The sequence below is a fragment of the uncultured Eubacterium sp. genome (assembly GCF_934561735.1).
Lineage (GTDB): Bacteria > Bacillota > Clostridia > Oscillospirales > Acutalibacteraceae > Eubacterium_R.
Map to the genome: position 1 here is coordinate 240,176 of NZ_CAKTGT010000003.1, position 16,777 is coordinate 256,952.

General features: G+C 39.1%; 13 protein-coding genes. 7 read left to right on the forward strand and 6 right to left on the reverse strand.

Annotation, left to right across the window (positions count from 1 at the left end):
• Positions 1-38: 38 nt before the first annotated feature.
• The 3 genes from Q0E08_RS04560 to spo0A form a co-directional block, all read right to left on the reverse strand.
• Positions 39-356 carry a hypothetical protein gene (locus tag Q0E08_RS04560; protein WP_294777433.1) on the reverse strand — a complete coding sequence of 106 codons (318 nt, stop codon included), beginning with the start codon at positions 354-356 and terminating at the stop codon, positions 39-41.
• Positions 334-1,110, reverse strand: a complete 777-nt coding sequence (locus tag Q0E08_RS04565) for a hypothetical protein (RefSeq protein WP_294777435.1) — start codon at positions 1,108-1,110, stop codon at positions 334-336. The genes Q0E08_RS04560 and Q0E08_RS04565 overlap by 23 nt, the downstream gene beginning before the upstream one ends.
• 172 nt (positions 1,111-1,282) lie before the next feature.
• Entirely contained in the window at positions 1,283-2,053 is a 771-nt protein-coding gene (gene spo0A, locus Q0E08_RS04570) for a sporulation transcription factor Spo0A (RefSeq protein ID WP_294777437.1), read from the reverse strand.
• A gap of 445 nt (positions 2,054-2,498) precedes the next feature.
• On the opposite strand from spo0A, the gene Q0E08_RS04575 reads away from it, so the two are divergent.
• The 6 genes from Q0E08_RS04575 (at position 2,499) to Q0E08_RS04600 (ending at position 10,524) form a co-directional block, all read left to right on the forward strand.
• Complete coding sequence (locus Q0E08_RS04575; protein ID WP_294777439.1) at positions 2,499-3,524, forward strand: glycerophosphodiester phosphodiesterase family protein; 1,026 nt, start codon at positions 2,499-2,501, stop codon at positions 3,522-3,524.
• A gap of 165 nt (positions 3,525-3,689) precedes the next feature.
• On the forward strand, positions 3,690-4,637 hold the full coding sequence (locus tag Q0E08_RS04580) for an alpha/beta hydrolase (protein ID WP_294777441.1): 948 nt from the start codon (positions 3,690-3,692) through the stop codon (positions 4,635-4,637).
• A 139-nt stretch (positions 4,638-4,776) separates the two neighbouring features.
• A complete protein-coding gene (locus Q0E08_RS04585) occupies positions 4,777-6,354 on the forward strand; it encodes a CDP-glycerol glycerophosphotransferase family protein (protein WP_294777443.1) in 1,578 nt (525 codons plus the stop codon).
• A gap of 3 nt (positions 6,355-6,357) precedes the next feature.
• Positions 6,358-8,775, forward strand: coding sequence for a CDP-glycerol glycerophosphotransferase family protein (locus Q0E08_RS04590; RefSeq protein ID WP_294777445.1), 2,418 nt, complete (start codon positions 6,358-6,360; stop codon positions 8,773-8,775).
• A 17-nt stretch (positions 8,776-8,792) separates the two neighbouring features.
• Positions 8,793-9,506: a 2-C-methyl-D-erythritol 4-phosphate cytidylyltransferase gene (ispD, locus tag Q0E08_RS04595; RefSeq protein ID WP_294777447.1), complete on the forward strand. Its 714-nt coding sequence runs from the start codon at positions 8,793-8,795 to the stop codon at positions 9,504-9,506.
• Positions 9,499-10,524 carry an alcohol dehydrogenase catalytic domain-containing protein gene (locus tag Q0E08_RS04600; RefSeq protein ID WP_294777449.1) on the forward strand — a complete coding sequence of 342 codons (1,026 nt, stop codon included), beginning with the start codon at positions 9,499-9,501 and terminating at the stop codon, positions 10,522-10,524. The genes ispD and Q0E08_RS04600 overlap by 8 nt, the downstream gene beginning before the upstream one ends.
• Before the next feature lie 422 nt (positions 10,525-10,946).
• Here the strand turns inward: Q0E08_RS04600 and Q0E08_RS04605 are convergent, their stop codons facing one another.
• On the reverse strand, positions 10,947-12,443 hold the full coding sequence (locus Q0E08_RS04605) for a DUF6056 family protein (protein WP_294777451.1): 1,497 nt from the start codon (positions 12,441-12,443) through the stop codon (positions 10,947-10,949).
• 122 nt (positions 12,444-12,565) lie between these two features.
• Here Q0E08_RS04605 and Q0E08_RS04610 point away from each other — a divergent pair, with 122 nt between their 5' ends.
• Positions 12,566-13,636 (forward strand): acyltransferase, encoded by a 1,071-nt coding sequence (locus Q0E08_RS04610; protein WP_294777453.1) that lies wholly within the window; start codon positions 12,566-12,568, stop codon positions 13,634-13,636.
• 44 nt (positions 13,637-13,680) lie between these two features.
• Here Q0E08_RS04610 and Q0E08_RS04615 read toward each other — a convergent pair whose 3' ends face one another.
• Both Q0E08_RS04615 and Q0E08_RS04620 read right to left on the reverse strand, forming a co-directional pair.
• Positions 13,681-16,089, reverse strand: coding sequence for a sensor histidine kinase KdpD (locus Q0E08_RS04615; RefSeq protein WP_294777454.1), 2,409 nt, complete (start codon positions 16,087-16,089; stop codon positions 13,681-13,683).
• Positions 16,058-16,747, reverse strand: a complete 690-nt coding sequence (locus Q0E08_RS04620; protein WP_294777457.1) for a response regulator transcription factor — start codon at positions 16,745-16,747, stop codon at positions 16,058-16,060. Before Q0E08_RS04620 ends, Q0E08_RS04615 begins: the two co-directional genes overlap by 32 nt.
• Positions 16,748-16,777 lie beyond the last annotated feature (30 nt).

The window sequence follows — 16,777 nt, forward strand, 5'->3', positions numbered from 1 at the left end:
ACAAAGAAGCCGAACACCCCCAACAAAAACCATCGGTTTTAGAAATTCAGCACTGCATCAATATCATATGAGCTTTTCTCATCTGTCCATTTGTGTTTTTCTAAAACTTCAATTTTATCATCTTGAAATTTTGTTTCTTTCAACCATTTAATAACTGCATCGTCATCATAAAGTACTTTTTTTACCGCATAGCATTGCTGCTTTTTTAACCATCGCTCAAATTCGTTATACAATCCTTTTCTGAGTTCCTTTTCGGCAATATCCGGAGTCTTGATAATTGTATAAAACATATCGAATTCTAATTTTATTATCATATTATACCTTTTTTTATTCTTATATGCTGTTCCATTCGTCATATATACTCAGACTGTCATTAACAAAATCTTCGATTGAATAAGAATCTTTCAATAAATTCTCATCATTGAAAATCGCTATGTATCTAAAATCATTTTTAATAACAGTAAGAGCGTAACTTACAGAATCACCGTCAAGGTCATAATAAAGAGTATATTTTTCTTTTTCAACCTTATTTTTAAATGAATACTCGCTTTCGTCAATTATTTCAAAATCATCATTAAAAAAGCTATATTTGCCCTGTTGATATGAGCACAAAAACCTTATATCTTGATTATTATCTCTATAATATTTTTCTAAATATCCGGCTTTTGCAATAGGATTGTCAACACAAATATAATATGAATCCAAATCAGAAATAACACCCGAATATTCATCATCAAACGATAAATTGACATCGGAAAAATTTTTTACCTTTTGTGTGGCTGCCGGAATGGCACCAACAAATTGAAAACAAAAAATAAATACAAGAGGAATAATAATTATTCTTTTGACAGAAGAATTATCTGTATTTTTATTTTTTAAATTTATAATTTCAGAAACTATACAAATGATTGTTATGATATTAAAAACTATCAGTAATAAAAAGAACAAATAACCCGCAAACGAAAGATACAAATCATTCAGAAATCCGTCATACATCTCAACGGGGATTTTTGTTTTTATAACATACCTGTATACCAATATCATGCAAATGATATTCAACAGTAATTGTATTGTTAAGCAAATTATTGTTGAGCTCTTTTTAAGCATCATATTTTTCACGCTCCCGTTTAATGTATCCGCTCCGTGCCTATGGCAAAATATAGTTTTAGTTTACCATTATTCGGCACGCAAGTCAACATTCCCGAGCACGCGAAACGCTTGTCAAAGCTCAATATCCTACCGTTGTTACTGTATCATATTTATGTATAAAACAGTATGTATTTCACATCATTTGATTGCTACGCATAGAAAGCTTGATTCTGTCGGCAATCATAGCGATGAACTCGCTGTTTGTCGGCTTGCCTCTGTCCGATTGGATGGTATAGCCGAAATATGACGACAACACATCAACATCGCCTCTGTTCCATGCAACTTCAATTGCATGTCGGATTGCTCTTTCAACCCTTGACGAGGTTGTTGAATACATTTTTGCGATAGTTGGATAGAGAAGTTTTGTCACACCCTCAAGCATTTCGGCATCATTTATGCTCAAGTCAATAGCCGTACGCAAATACTGATAACCCTTGATGTGTGCCGGCACTCCGATTTGCCTCATAATATCCGAAATAACAACTTCGGTATCACGCTCAACAAATCCCACTTTCTTGCTGTTTTCCTTTTTCCAACCTGCAAGGCTTTGCACTCTTTTTGCAACCGATGACGGTTCAACAGGCTTGATAAAATAGAAATCTGCTCCGGCGTTCATTATCCGCTGTTCAAACCCCTCATTATCAACAGAAGACAGCATCATCACAAGCGGCGGATTGCTTACATTTTCACGGATATAATCCAAAACCTCTATTCCGTCCAGACCGCTCATAAACACATCCATAATCACGGCATCAAAGTGTCCGCTTTGCAAAAGCTCTATCACTTTTCTGCCTTCCTTTTTGGTCAAGATTGATTCAAAGCCAAATTTTTTCAGTTCTTTTTTGCACTCTTTACCGAACAACTCCGAGTCATCGGCAATGAGGATTTTCATTGTTTCGTTCATTACTTTTTACCCACCCATTTTTGTAAATATGTATTTCGTAGTTCGTGAAAAATTCTCACTTGCTATGCTACACATATTAGCACAACACAAATGATTGTGCAATAGAATTTCATCATTTTTCGTGAAAAATCATCACTTTCTGTTTTTTCAACAATTTTCCATTGCTTTTTTCGTGCATTTTAACGAAAAACGAAAAATTTTACAAAAAGAGATTAATTTATTCGACTTAATTCAACCACATCCGCACAATTTTAGGCGTATAATACTTTGCTTTAAAAATAAATAATATATAACATCATTGTTAAACTTTACATTTTGTCGTTGTGCACATTCTAAATTTATACATTATTGATAAAAAGTCAAATTTATCATTTGACAATTTTGTTGACATTGCTACAAACTTTATGTAGAATTATTTATATAATATTATGAGAGAGGGACCAAAATGGAAAAAACAAAAAATAAAAAATCAGGCAAAAAAATTGCGAAAATCATTATCTTGTCGATTATTTTGCTATTAATAATTGCACTTGCATGCGTTATGACCGTATCGGGAAAGCATCGTTCAAATCCCGAGCAAATACAAAGCTATGTAACCGACAACAAATACATACTTGACAATACGGACATATCCGGTCACAGAAGCGGAGGCGGAATTGAGCCTGAGGAAACAATGCTTGCCTTCAAAAACTGTGCGGACAATCCGGACTTTAATATAGATGTTTTTGAGTTCGATTTGCACATTACAAAGGACAAACAGCTTGTACTTTTGCACGATGACACGCTTGACAGAACATCGAACAGCGAGGAAGTTTTCGGCGAAAAGAAAGTAAGACCCGAGGACAAAACATACGACGAATTACGCACTTTGAATATGGGTGCAAAATTTGAAACGGAGGACGGCGAAACACCGTATGCCGACCTCAACGACAATGTTCCTGATGATTTGAAAATACTCAAATTAAACGACATCCTCGACTACCTCATCAAGCAGGGCGGCGGAAAATACAAGTATATCATCGAAATCAAAAACGGTGAAGATTTGGGCAAAGAAGGCGTTGACATTTTGTACAACACCTTAAAGGAAAAAGGCATTGTTGACAAGGTGGTTTTCGGCACATTCCACAAGGAAGTGAGTGCCTATGTTGACGAAAAATATCCCGACCTTGCACGAAGCACATCAATTCCGGAGGTTCTCGACTTTTGGAAAGCCGCACTCAAAAACGATAAAGACTATGTTCCGCCTTGCAATGTTTTGCAAATTCCGTTTTGTGCCCCGTACAAAAACTTGGGTATAAATCTCGGTACCGCACAAATGATAAACTATGCACACGAGCACAATATGGCGGTGCAATACTGGACAGTAAACGACGAGGACGATATGAAGTACCTGATTGATATGGGCGCCGACTGTATAATGACCGACTATCCCGACAAGTTGTACAATGTAAAAAACAATAAAAACTCATAATTAATAAACATCGGCGTAACTGTAACAATGTTGCGGCGATGTTTTTATATATTCGACGATTACATTATAAACAAGCGTATTTTCGTCCTTACGGTTAAATTTCATATTGTAACCAAAGACAATTTGTGCTATATTTTTACTATAAATATAGGTGCGGGAATGAATATGAAATTGAAAGAAATTAACAAAGAAATAAGGCTTGAAGGGGCTTTTTACAAAGCAATCAGTCCTTTGGGAATTGAAAAAGTACAAAGAGCGGTAGGTCCATTGTCAACAAAAATGATGTCGGTTTTATCGCTTAGCCATTTAAACTGTGAAAAGGTAAAAATCCCTCGAGGTAATGGAACGCTTATGCGTACCTGCATAATGAAAGGCGAAAAGACGAGTGGCAAAACGGTCGGAATTTTGTGGCTCCACGGCGGAGGATATTCGTTAGGAGCACCTGAAATGGCAATTATGACCCTGCCGAGATATTTAGTGAAAAACTGCAACTGTGTTGTGGTTTCACCCGACTACACGCTGTCGACAATAAAGCCCTACCCTGCTGCACTGAATGACGCATATACTGCCTTAAAATGGGTAAACGAGCACAAAAGCGAACTCGGAATAACAGCCGACAAAATAGTTGTGGGCGGCGAAAGTGCAGGCGGCGGACTCGCAACGGCACTGTGTCTTTACGCAAGGGATAAGGGTGACACTTCAATCGGTTTCCACATTCCTCTTTACCCAATGCTTGATGACAGAGTTACAATCACATCGGCACACAACACGGCACCCGTTTGGGGAACGAATGAAAATAAATCGGCATGGCACATCTACCTTGGCGACCGTGTAATGAACAACTCGGTTGAACCTTATGCCGCACCGGCAAGAGCAGATAATCTGAAGAATATGCCACCTGCATTTTCGATAGTAGGAACGGCAGATCCGTTTTATGCCGAAACGAAGAAATATTTTGAAAGGATGAAAAAAAGCGGTGTCCCGTGCGAATTAACGGAATACAACGGTTGCTTTCACGCATTTGATATGATGGTTCCTTATGCAAAAATCAGCAAAAAAGCATCGCTTCATCTGATTGACAAATACAAAGAATACTGTAAAAAGTACATATAAAATTATCCGCCGTTAATTTTCCACGGTGATTGGTTCTTTTTCTCGGCATATTTCAGGAGTTTTATCAATACTCATAATATTGATTTATTATAAGTTATATGTTATAATTTATAGGTTAAAATAAACAAAGAGGTTTGGCATGCAAAATTATCGGCTTGAAATAGATAACATTTTTGTTGAAAAAGGAAAACTGAATATTGAAGCTACAGCCGAATTTGAAATAAATCCGCTTGCAACCGTGCCCAAAATCAGGCTGCTGTTTTGCGGTCAGGGACAAACAAGACGCTTCCCTTTGCCTGTGCAGGAATGCACAAAAGAAAACGGAGTTTGCACTGCCAAGGCACAATACAGTTACAATCTCTACTATCTGTTTTATGAGCAGACATTAACAGAGCCTGCTGCACTCACCTTTGATTTGGCATATGGGGCAGACGAATACGAGGCAGTTGATTTTACCGTTAAAAACTGTGACAACGAGCATTTAAAACTCGACGGCAACCGTGTAATAATTGACAACAAAATCAAATATCACAAGCAACATTTCGGTTTGCAGGATTTGACAAAGCGTTCAACATACACAATCACACTCAAAAAGCCGATTGTAAAACTTCTCAATATTTACTACAAAAAATATTGGAAAATGCCCGTTAAAATGAATCGGGTTACCTTTATATCCGGCAGACGCTCGGAACTTACGGGCAACGAAAAATTCGTGTACGACAAGCTGAAGGACATCAAGGGAATTGATTTTCGGTTTTTGATGTTCAGCAGTGCCAAAGGGCATTATAATATTGAAAACATCAAAAGATTTTTTGAACTGTACACCACTTCACGAGTTGTGATTGTTGACGACTATTTCAGAATGCTCAACATTGTACCGAAAAAGGACGATGTAAAACTGTTTCAGCTATGGCACGCCTGCGGTGCATTCAAAACCTTTGGCTTTACCCGCATAGGCAAAGACGGCGGACCCCGCCAATGGGCAAAAAACCACCGTATGTATGATTATGCAATAGTAAGTTCAAAGAACATTGCAAAACACTACGCAGAGGGTTTTGGAATTCCCGACAGTTGCGTACTGCCGAGCGGAGTACCGAGAACGGACATTTTTTGCGACGGTGAATACAAATCCAAAGTGCAGACTGCTTTTTACGAAAAGCATCCACAGTTAAAAGGCAAAAAAATTATCCTCTTTGCTCCGACATTCAGGGGCAAAGGTCAAATGAGCGCATACTACCCTGCCGACAAATTCAACCCTAACGAGATTTGTTCGGCACTCGGTGACGAATACGCAATCATCATCAAACTTCATCCGTTTTGCAAGGAAAAATACGAAGTTGACGAAAAATACAAGGACCGCATAATCGACCTGTCAAATGCAGACGAACTGAACGACCTGCTGTTTGTAACCGATTTGCTCATAACCGATTATTCCAGCGTTGTATTTGAAGCATCGTTGCTTGACATACCTATGCTGTTTTACGCATTTGACCTTGACGAATACATTGAAAATCGTGATTTTTACTATGATTTTAAGGAATTTATTCCGGGCAAAACCGTTTTTTCACAAGACGAGCTTATAAAAGCCGTGCAAAGCAATGACTTTGAAAGTGAAAAAGTTGAAAAATTTAAACATGCCTTCTTTGACGATATTGACGGACAATCAAGTCAAAAAGTGGCTGATAAAATAATATCTTTACTTGACTTGGAGAATTGATATATGGCATATAAATCAAAAACAGACCCTGCGTTGCAGGCACTTCAAACAGAAAACACTTCGGCAGTTTATTCCATTAAGCGAAACATTTTGACTCATTTTCAGGACTTTACAAAAGATTTTCAGTCAAATATGCACCACAAGGGTTATCGCCGCTTTATGAACAAGCTGATGGACAAAGAAATTCCAAAGGCATACAGAGAGGCGGCACAGGCTCCCGTTGACGAAAAGAAAGTTGTTTTTGTTGAGGTTAGACATCCGCAGGTTACAAACAGTATGCAGGTTATGTTTGACGAACTTGCAAACAACTACGACTACAACATCCACACTCACTTTTTGCTTACAAACGGCACAATCAGAGCCGATTTCAGAAAGCGTTGCCTTGATGCGGTAAAAGATATTGCAACGGCAAAATATGTGTTTATGAACGAAGCTTCAAACACAATGTCGGCAATGCCGCTCCGCCCCGAAACAAAGATTATTCAGCTTTGGCACGGTTGCGGTGCATTTAAAAAATTCGGGTTTTCAACAGCCGATTTGTTGTTTGGTGCTTCAAGAGAAGAACAGCTTAAACACCCGTTTAACAAAAACTATTCGCTTGTAACGGTCAGCTCACCCGAGGTCATTTGGGCATACAACGAAGCTATGAACATCGACGAGAGCACAGGCATTGTTCAGGCAACAGGTTCAAGCCGTACCGATATTTTCTACAACGATGAATTTCTCAAAGAAGCAAGAGAACATGTTTACGAGCTTGTTCCGCAGGCAAAGGACAAAAAAATCATTCTTTATGCTCCTACTTTCCGTGGCAGAGTTGCCAAGGCAGAAACTCCGGATATGCTCAATATAAAAATGTTTTACGAGGCACTCGGTGACGAATATGTGCTTCTCATCAAACACCATCCGGTTGTAAAAAATCCACCTGCCGTACCGGAAGCATACAAGGATTTTGCAATGGATGTAGGCAACATTTTGAGCATTGAGGAACTCCTCTCAACCGCAGACATCTGCATTTCGGACTACTCATCTCTTGTATTTGAATACAGCTTGTTTGAAAAGCCGCTTATTTTCTTTGCCTATGATTTGGACGAATATTTTGACTGGAGAGGCTTTTACTATGATTACTTTGAACTTGCTCCGGGTCTTATCGCAAAGACAAACTTTGAGATGATTGACTACATCAAGCATATTGACGAACGCTTTGACAAAAAAGCAATTCAGGATTTCAGATACAAATTTATGCGTTCGTGCGACGGTCACGCAACCCAAAGAATCATCGACACGGTGTTTGAAAATCCCGAAGCACACAAAAAAGAATGTAAGCATTTTGAGCATTTTTATACCGTGCCAAAGGTTGAAAGCAGCAAAACTCCGTACTTCAAGCGAGTTGAAAAGGTTAAAAAGCAAAAGAAAAACGCAACAAAACTTTATGACAACCTCAAAAACAGCGAACTTCAAAAAGGCAGTGTTATTGCACTTGACATCAAGTCAAAAGAAGTGAGAACGCTTGCAAAAGCACAAGGCGTTAAGCTTGTTAAATCCGGCAATCTTGAAGAAGCGATGCCTGTTATCGCACAAAGTGAATATATCATCATCGACAAGCCGAGCACTTTGCTTGACAGCCTTGAAATGAGAGATGAAACAAAGGTTATCTACCTTCCGCCAAATGCTTTTCCTCTTACCACATTCGGCTGTGACACAAAGAAATACAGAAGCGGACTCCGCAAAGAAATATACGAAGTTGCACCGCTTTTCAACAGCGTTTCGGCAGTTACCGCACCAAGCGAAGCAACAGGAGAACTGTTCAAAAAAGAATTCGGCAAGGATGTAAAGGTGCTTAACATCGGCGATGTAAAGACCGACATTTTCTTTGACGAAGAAAACAAGAAGAAAATTCTTGACAAACTTTACGAAACTCATCCTAAACTTAAAGGCAGAAAGATTATCGTATACATTTCGACAAACGGCGAAGCCATTGACGACTCGGCTATGTACGAATATCTTTACAAAGATTATGTACTTCTTAAATGCTATACAAACCTCAACAATGTTACCGAAACTCTTGTTTACTACGCAGACAGCATTGTTGATGTAAGCGATATATTTAAGCCTTATGAGATTTTATCGATTGCCGACATTGCAATAGGCAACATCAACGCTCCTGTACTTTCGTTTGCCGCAACGGGCAAGCCGCTGTTCCTTTACACCAAGAACACAAACAAGGCTCTTTTTGAAGCCGAAACCCTTGTTGATGTCAAAGAGGACATCAAACTTCCTATATACAACAGCATTGATGATGTAATAAAAGAAATTTTGGATATTGAAAACTACGATTATTCGGGTTATAATCAAATCAAGGACAAGTACCTTGCAAACTGCAACGGAAAAAGCCTTGAAAATTTGTTGAATAAGTTAAAGTAATTTAAGGAGATATTATTATGACATACGGTGTTATTCTTGCCGGCGGTATCGGCTCAAGAATGGGCGGTGACAAGCCAAAGCAGTACCTTACCGTTAAAGACAAGCCTATCATCATCTACACTATCGAGAAGTTTTTGGTAGTGCCTGAATTTGAAAAAGTTATCGTTCTTTGCCCAAAGCAGTGGGTTGAGCACACAAAGAACCTCATTGAAAAGCACATTGCACCTGCAAAGGACAGAGTTGCTGTTATTGAGGGCGGCTCAACAAGAAACGAAACTATTATGAACGCCATCAAGCTTATTGAAAGCGAGGGCAAACTCAATGACGATACCGTCATTGTTACTCACGATTCTGTTCGTCCGTTTGTTACCCACAGAATCATTGAAGAAAACATCAAAGCTGCCGAGGAATTCGGTGCCTGCGACACGGTTGTTCCTGCAACAGACACAATTGTTGAAGCTATGGACAACGCAACAATTTCAAACATTCCTGACAGAAGCAAGATGTATCAGGGTCAAACCCCTCAATCATTCAAGGCTCTCAAGCTCAAGAATATGTACGAAAGTCTTACAGACGAAGAAAAGGACATCCTCACAGACGCAGCAAAAATCTTTGTTATCAAAGGTGAAAAAGTTGCTCTTGTTCAGGGTGAAACCTACAATATGAAAATAACCTACCCTTATGATTTGAGAGTGGCAAAGTCTTTGTTGGAGGACGAAACCGATGATTAATACAATCTATCGCTTGGTAGCTCCGAGACGATTTGAAATTGCATTTGAGGACATCAATATGTTTGGCGAAAATGCGATTGTAAGACCTACCAATCTTTCTATCTGCAATGCCGATATGAGATATTACCTCGGCACCCGTGACGCAAAGGTTCTTGCCGAAAAACTGCCTATGGCACTCATCCACGAGGGTATCGGCGAAGTTCTTCACGACCCGTCGGGCAAGTTCCAAACAGGTGACCTTGTTGTTATGGTGCCTAATTGCCCTACGGAAAAGGACGAATACATTGCAGAAAACTACTTGCGTTCTTCAAAATTCTGCGGTTCTTCTATGGACGGCTTTTTGCAGGAATTTGTTGAAATTTCTCCAAACAGACTTGTAAAACTTCCGCAGGATATTGACAGAAATGTTGCGGCTTTTACCGAAATTATTTCTGTATCCGTGCACGCAATCACCCGATTTGACAAAATTGCTCACGCACGCAGAGATGTCATCGGCGTTTGGGGTGACGGCAACCTCGGCTACATCACTTCATTGTTCTTGAAGTATATGTTCCCTAAATCAAAAATTGCTGTTTTCGGCACAAACAGAGAAAAGCTAAACGACTTTACCTTTGCAGATGAAACACATCTTGTAAACGAAGTGCCCGACGGTTTTACTATGGACCACGCATTTGAATGTGTAGGCGGAAACGGCAGTCCTATCGCTATTGAGCAGATTATCGGACTTATTAAGCCTGAATCCACACTTTCAATTTTGGGTGTAAGCGAATATCCTGTGCCTATCAACACAAGAATGATTCTTGAAAAAGGCATCCGTATGTTCGGCACATCAAGAAGCGGTGTTGCCGACTTCCAAAAAACAGTTGATATGTATGTTAAACATCCCGAGATTATCGACTACCTCGGCAATCTTGTAAGCAGTGTAAATGTTGTGAGAACAACAACCGACATCAAAAACGCTTTTGAAAAAGATACCCAAAAATCATTTGGTAAGACCATAATGAAGTGGGAAGAATAATTAAGACTGTCGATAAAGCCACTGAAACACGCCAAAATTATATTAACACACCTTAAGTAGGGGATAGGCTTGCCTATCCCGAAATATTATCGTTTTAACAACACCATCTAAAGAAAAGCACCGCAAATATAAAGATTGCGGTGCTTTTGGCGTTTTTCGTTTTTTGCTCAGTCGAAAGAAGAAGGATTCCAAAAAATCATTTGATTTTTTGGAAAGAGGAAAAACATATGTAGTATAATTACAAAACTTTGTTTTGTTCTATACGGAATATGTTTTGACGAGGTACATCTTCCTTCGCAAGAAAACTAAATTCAGAACCTTTCTCAACAGCCTACAGCGTGTCGAAAACACCTTTTTTGCTCCTACCGTTACTGTTACATAGCAAAAATAAAAGGGAGGTTGGTTCCTCCCTTTTATTTTTGCTATTTTTTGTAGTTTCCGTTGTTATAATAGTAGCCCAGCCAGCTTTCTATAGGCACTTCCTGAAATGTTACATCCTTTGGTTTATTCTTATAAAACACAGTGCCGAGCCTATCCTCATAATACGAGTGATGATAGTAATCCGTATAGGTGAGTTTAGACACGCAAACATTGGTTGCACCCTGCTCTATTTGATATTCTATATATTCCCTTTGTATTTTATCCATATGATAAATATTGATCTGAAGCGGAATGAGGAAAGCAAATACCGCAACCGTGCCGGCAAGCAAAAATGATGCCACTGCTTTTTTCGGCACAAATCGGAGCTTTGCATTTTTTATCAAAATCGCAAGAAGCACCGTAAACATAACATATGTGTAATATGTTGCACGGGAATTAACGGGATAAAGCACAAGATAATATCCCACATTAAAAACAGCAAACACAAACGAAAAGATATACGCCGCTCTCTGCTTTTCGTCGATATACAAAAATAGCATCAAAACGCAGAAAAGATACAAAAATGTCATCACCGTTACAACAACGATATACAAAAGTTTTGTTTGAGCCATAAAATCAGCTTTTTGCGAAACCGAGCAAAAAATCAAGAATAACGGATAAATTGCAAGCACCGTACCGATAAAATTTGAAAATCGGGTACGGCTTTTTTCGCTTTGATAAACAATCAAAATGCCCACAACGCTTATAAGTGCAAAAATCAAAAGAAATTTAGGGAACCACAAAACATATTTTTGATAAACTTCCCACGCATTTGCAAAAATTGATTTTATACTGTCAAGTTTTGACGAATAGTCAACGGTTGAGTAAATACCTCTTTTATCGTGCACATTTTTGCGAGCATAAAGCATAACCAAAACGCCTACACATTCCGAAACAAAATACACAAGTGCAAGCACAAACTTGTTTTTTTGCTTAAATATGCAATAAAGCACAACGCTAAGCGACAGAAAAGCACAGTTAAGTGCCGCACTTTCGTTAAACAGCGGAACTGCCGCAGCACACAAAGAAATCATAATTACGGCAAGGGGTTTATTTGATTTTTCAAAATGCTTAATAAAATTCAGTGCAATCAAAGTAAGTAATACGGGCGGCAAATAATTTGCAAATCCGCTTATCCACGAATAAACTTCTCCGAATATCAATCCGCCTATACCAACAAGCGACAGACCCGTGCACAGGGTGACAAAAACATTTTTTTCGTCAATAAGTTTGGTAATATAATACACAATCGCCGTAACAACAGAAGAACGGAACACAGCGGCAAACAGCCGACTTTTGCACATTACAAGAGCAAGGAAGTTGCCCAAAACTCTGCCGTTGCCGTAACCTGCCGAAAAATGAAGTGCGTCCTTAAACCCGCTTATGTTGAGATAATCATAATAAGTATCGTCAACACTGTGCGGACAAAAATACATAGCGACGCAAAAAAACACAAAAAACAATATGTAAAAAACAACATTATATCTCTTTTTAGTCATAAATTGCCCTCCGTTTGCAAATATTATACAATTACCGTCTTGGATTGTCAAATACCCGCATTGACAAAGCAAAGGCGATATAATATAATTTTTATATCATATTAAAAACAGAGGATAAAACGATGATATTTTTTGTACTCATTCTTTTGCTGTTGATTTTCAACAAAATGGAAATAAGCAAACCGGGCGAATTCAACAAAGAATACATTTCGCCTGACGGCACGCTTGCCGTAAAAGGCATATTTGTTGCACTCATTTTGTTGAGCCACGGCAAATCGTATCTTGAACTCGGCGGAATTTACGATGACGCATATATTGCCCTGCAAAACCACCTTAATCAGATGGTTGTTGCAATGTTTCTGTTTTACTCCGGCTACGGCATGATGGAAAGCATGAAGAAAAAGCAATTTGCCTATGTCAAATCCATTGCAACAAAGCGTTTTCCCAACCTATTGCTCAACTACGATTTGGCAGTGCTGCTGTTCTTTGCACTCGGTTACATCATCGGCAAGCCGCAAACCGTTAAAAATCTGCTGATTGCGTTGACCGCTTGGAACGGAATAGGCAACTCAAGTTGGTATATTTTTGCAATACTTGCAATGTATGTTGCAACGCTCATAGCATTTTTGCCAAAGAAATTCAGCGAAAGCAAAGCTGTTGAAATTGTGTCGCTTATTATATTAACCGTTCTCGGAATTGCACTTGTGTTTGCACTCAAAAAAGCCGGAAAACCCGGATTTTTCTACAACACAATCATCCTGTTCCCACTTGGATTTTGGTACAGCTACTTCAAGAACACGATTGAAAAGCTGTTGATGAAAAATGACATCATCTATTCGTGCGCATTGGCAGTTGTTGTGGTTGCATACATCCTTGCATTTATACACAGATGGGACAGATTGCTGATTTTTGAAATTTGGGCAATACTGTTCTGTGCGCTTATGGTTATGCTTACTATGAAAATATCGCTTCAAAACGAGGTGCTCAAGTTCCTCGGCAAGCACATTTTCAGCATCTATATTTTGCAAAGAATACCGATGATACTGCTTGACCACTACGGAGTGTCGGAAAGACATAAATACATCTTCCTCATTGCATCTTTTGCAATCACTGTTGCAATGGCACTTATATTTGATTTTGTTACAGGCAAAATTTCATCGGCAATATGGAAGCCAAAAAAGAAATTGAATTAATCAATATAAAGGAAAAGAGACGACTTTCATCGTCTCTTTTTTTATTATTTATGTTGCCTTGGCAAAACAACCTTGACCTTGAACAAGTCGCCGTCGATGTGGATTTCCATTCTGCCGTGCATTGCCTGACAGAGATTGTCTGCAATCGAGAGTCCCAAACCATTACCCTCCTCGTTGCGTGACTTATCCCCACGGACAAAGCGTTCTTTCAGTTCATCCGCCGAAATATCAAGCGGCTGAGCCGAAACATTTTTGATTTCAAACACTGCGGTGTTGTTCTGCTCGTAAACATCCGCATAAACTCTTGAGCCTTTTGCCGAATACTTGCGTGCGTTTGACAACAGGTTTTCAATAACTCTGTATGTCTTTTGACCGTCTGCTATTGCCGAAAGGCTCTTTTTGTCGCCCTTGAAGATGAGTTCAAGTCCGTTGTCGGCAAATTCCTGCTGATGTTCAACTACTGCCTGGGTGGCAAGTTCTCCCAAATCAAGCTGTACCAAATTGAGCTTTACCACTCCGCTGGTAATCTTTGACGCTTCCACAAGGTCGTCAATAAGTCGCTTCAGCCTGCCACCCTTTTCGTCAAGAACACCGATGTATTCCTGTGCTTTTTCGTCTTGAATATCACAATGCTTCAAGAGGTCAACATAAGTGATGATTGATGTAAGCGGTGTTTTCAAATCGTGCGAAACATTTGTGATAAGTTCGCTTCTCATTCGCTCATCTTTAACAGCCTTGTCAACAGCACGGTTAAGTTCCTCGGCTGTGTATTTTTGTGCATCCACAAGCATCTTTAGGCTTTGCGGAAGTTTTTGGTAGTTAACTCTCGGCGGTCGTCTTTCGTTAAACGCCTTGATGATTTCGTCAAGGTCCATAACATATTTTACAACAAACACAAGACTTGCCACATTCAACCCAAACCAAGCAAGGCAAAGGAGCAACCTCACTCCGCCGTAATCACAAACCGACACAAAGAACAACAACAGCAAATTGACAACACCGTAGCCGATGAGATATGCCATTAACTGCTTTTTAAACACATCAGGGCGGTATTTTAAGAACGCAATGCCTTTCTTTGCAGGTTTTGCAACAACCGTCTTAAAGAGCCATACAAGGCACTTTATCAGCATATAAACAAGTGTATTTTTGAAAAATCCGCTGTGAGCCTTTACCTGTCTTGCCACCGATGTGAGCCATTCGCTCATAACAAGGAAGATTGCAAAAGCAAGGGCACAAACAAGAGGCATGAACATATTTGAGTTTACAACGCCGGCAACCATATCCGCTAAAGTGCTGTAAATACCCGCTTCGGAAAACAGGCTTTTAGCATAATAATAAAGTGAATTAACCAACAGGAAAAATCCGCCTGCAACAAGTCCGCCGCTTACAAGAAAATGCAAATCGTTTGGCACTTTGTCGATTTTGGAAGTTTTGTATTCACTGCCTTTTCTGCCTGCAAGCACGCAGTTCCAAACAAGGAGCAACAGCAAAAGTATGATGCAGGCAACGCTCACGGCAAAGTTTTTCATCGGATTATGATTGACTTTGTCAAAATTTTCCTGAATTTCGGAATAGTAATCATTCTTTGCCTTGCTCATATCAATTTGAAAATAAGCCTGCTTTGTGTTATTGGTGTAAAAATCATCATAAACATTGCAAAGCGAATAAAACCTGTTTCTGCTCAAATTATTCTCGCCGAGCCAAAAGCCTTTATCTGCCGTAGCATTCTTTTTGAATGTGTTTACATCATCAACATTTGTGTAAACGATACCGTCTTTTGATTCAATGTAAAATTGCAAAGCATCCGAAACTTCGGTTTGATTGAGATAAGGACCTATTTGTTCGGTTACTTCTTTATCAAACTTTTTTTCAAGGTGTTTTAGTGCCTGTTCGCTTGAATATGATAACGGAACAGAACAGGTAAACCACAAATATCTTCCTGCTGAAAGTTCTTCCGAGTAATCCTTTTGAAAGTAAAAAACATCATTTCCAAACTCATCATATTCATGTTGAATGTTATACAGCGATGATGCATTGTCATAATCAACATCACCGTCATCATCTTCGTCATAATATTCATTATACTCATCATTATACGACTTTAGCAACGCTTGACTGTTTGCATCATAAAAGCTTTTTGATTCAAGATATTTTGCAAGCATTCCGTCAACGAATTCTGTTTTCTTTTTTTCAACCTGCTTTTGCATATAGTTTCGATTTGACCAAGCAAGCACAGAATTAACATCTGTTCTAAAATCATTTTCAAATCCGTTTGTGTCATAAACAGTAAGGTCATTGTTCAGGCAATCGCCAAAGCCAAACAGATACGCCGATTTGACAACCTCGATTCCGTTGAGCATACCCACAACAACAAAAACCAACGCAAGCAAAAACGAGATTACTCTTGATGCCTTTTGAGTTTTAATATTTTTCAATTTTGTATCCAAGTCCATACACCACCTTTAGATATTTAGGGTCTTTGGGGTTAATTTCGATTTTTTCTCGGATATTTCGTATATGTACGGTTACGGTTTTTTCAATGCCTAACGATACCTCGTTCCACACAGCCTCATAAATCTGCGAAGAAGAAAGAACAACATTCATATTCTGCATAAGATATTCAAGAATTCTGTATTCACGGGCTGTAAGGTGAACCTCCTCGCCGTCAACGGTCACACGCTTTGACTTTGTGTCGAGCACAAGACCGCCCGTGATGAGCTGACTGTCGGTTTTCACCATCGAGCCGAGAGTTGAGTAGCGTCTGATTTGGCTTTTCACCCTCGCCACAAGCTCAAGTGGATTGAACGGCTTTGTAACATAATCATCGGCACCAAATGAAAGTCCCGTGATTTTGTCCGTATCCTCGCTCTTTGCAGAAAGAAGAATAATCGGAAAATTCTTGTTTTCTCTGATTTTGAGCATGGCGTTCAAGCCGTCAATCTTGGGCATCATAATATCAAGGATGAGGCAGTGCACTTCGTTATTTTCCGCAACCCTGATACATTCCTCGCCGTCAGAAGCGGTGAGAACATTGTAGCCCTCGTTTTCAAGATAAATCTTAATTGAATTTTGAATTGCGATGTCGTCATCGCATACTAAAACCGTATACATATATTTCCCCTCCGGTGATTATATTAAACC

What these genes read in the sequence shown, in the direction of transcription:
- Q0E08_RS04560 (WP_294777433.1), bottom strand. Translation starts at nt 356, where the DNA reads ATGACGAATGGAACAGCATATAAGAATAAAAAAAGGTATAATATGATA.
- Q0E08_RS04565 (WP_294777435.1), bottom strand. Translation starts at nt 1,110, where the DNA reads ATGATGCTTAAAAAGAGCTCAACAATAATTTGCTTAACAATACAATTA.
- Q0E08_RS04615 (WP_294777454.1), bottom strand. Translation starts at nt 16,089, where the DNA reads ATGGACTTGGATACAAAATTGAAAAATATTAAAACTCAAAAGGCATCA.
- ispD (WP_294777447.1), top strand. Translation starts at nt 8,793, where the DNA reads ATGACATACGGTGTTATTCTTGCCGGCGGTATCGGCTCAAGAATGGGC.
- Q0E08_RS04575 (WP_294777439.1), top strand. Translation starts at nt 2,499, where the DNA reads ATGGAAAAAACAAAAAATAAAAAATCAGGCAAAAAAATTGCGAAAATC.
- Q0E08_RS04600 (WP_294777449.1), top strand. Translation starts at nt 9,499, where the DNA reads ATGATTAATACAATCTATCGCTTGGTAGCTCCGAGACGATTTGAAATT.
- Q0E08_RS04605 (WP_294777451.1), bottom strand. Translation starts at nt 12,443, where the DNA reads ATGACTAAAAAGAGATATAATGTTGTTTTTTACATATTGTTTTTTGTG.
- Q0E08_RS04620 (WP_294777457.1), bottom strand. Translation starts at nt 16,747, where the DNA reads ATGTATACGGTTTTAGTATGCGATGACGACATCGCAATTCAAAATTCA.
- Q0E08_RS04580 (WP_294777441.1), top strand. Translation starts at nt 3,690, where the DNA reads ATGAAATTGAAAGAAATTAACAAAGAAATAAGGCTTGAAGGGGCTTTT.
- Q0E08_RS04585 (WP_294777443.1), top strand. Translation starts at nt 4,777, where the DNA reads ATGCAAAATTATCGGCTTGAAATAGATAACATTTTTGTTGAAAAAGGA.
- spo0A (WP_294777437.1), bottom strand. Translation starts at nt 2,053, where the DNA reads ATGAACGAAACAATGAAAATCCTCATTGCCGATGACTCGGAGTTGTTC.
- Q0E08_RS04610 (WP_294777453.1), top strand. Translation starts at nt 12,566, where the DNA reads ATGATATTTTTTGTACTCATTCTTTTGCTGTTGATTTTCAACAAAATG.
- Q0E08_RS04590 (WP_294777445.1), top strand. Translation starts at nt 6,358, where the DNA reads ATGGCATATAAATCAAAAACAGACCCTGCGTTGCAGGCACTTCAAACA.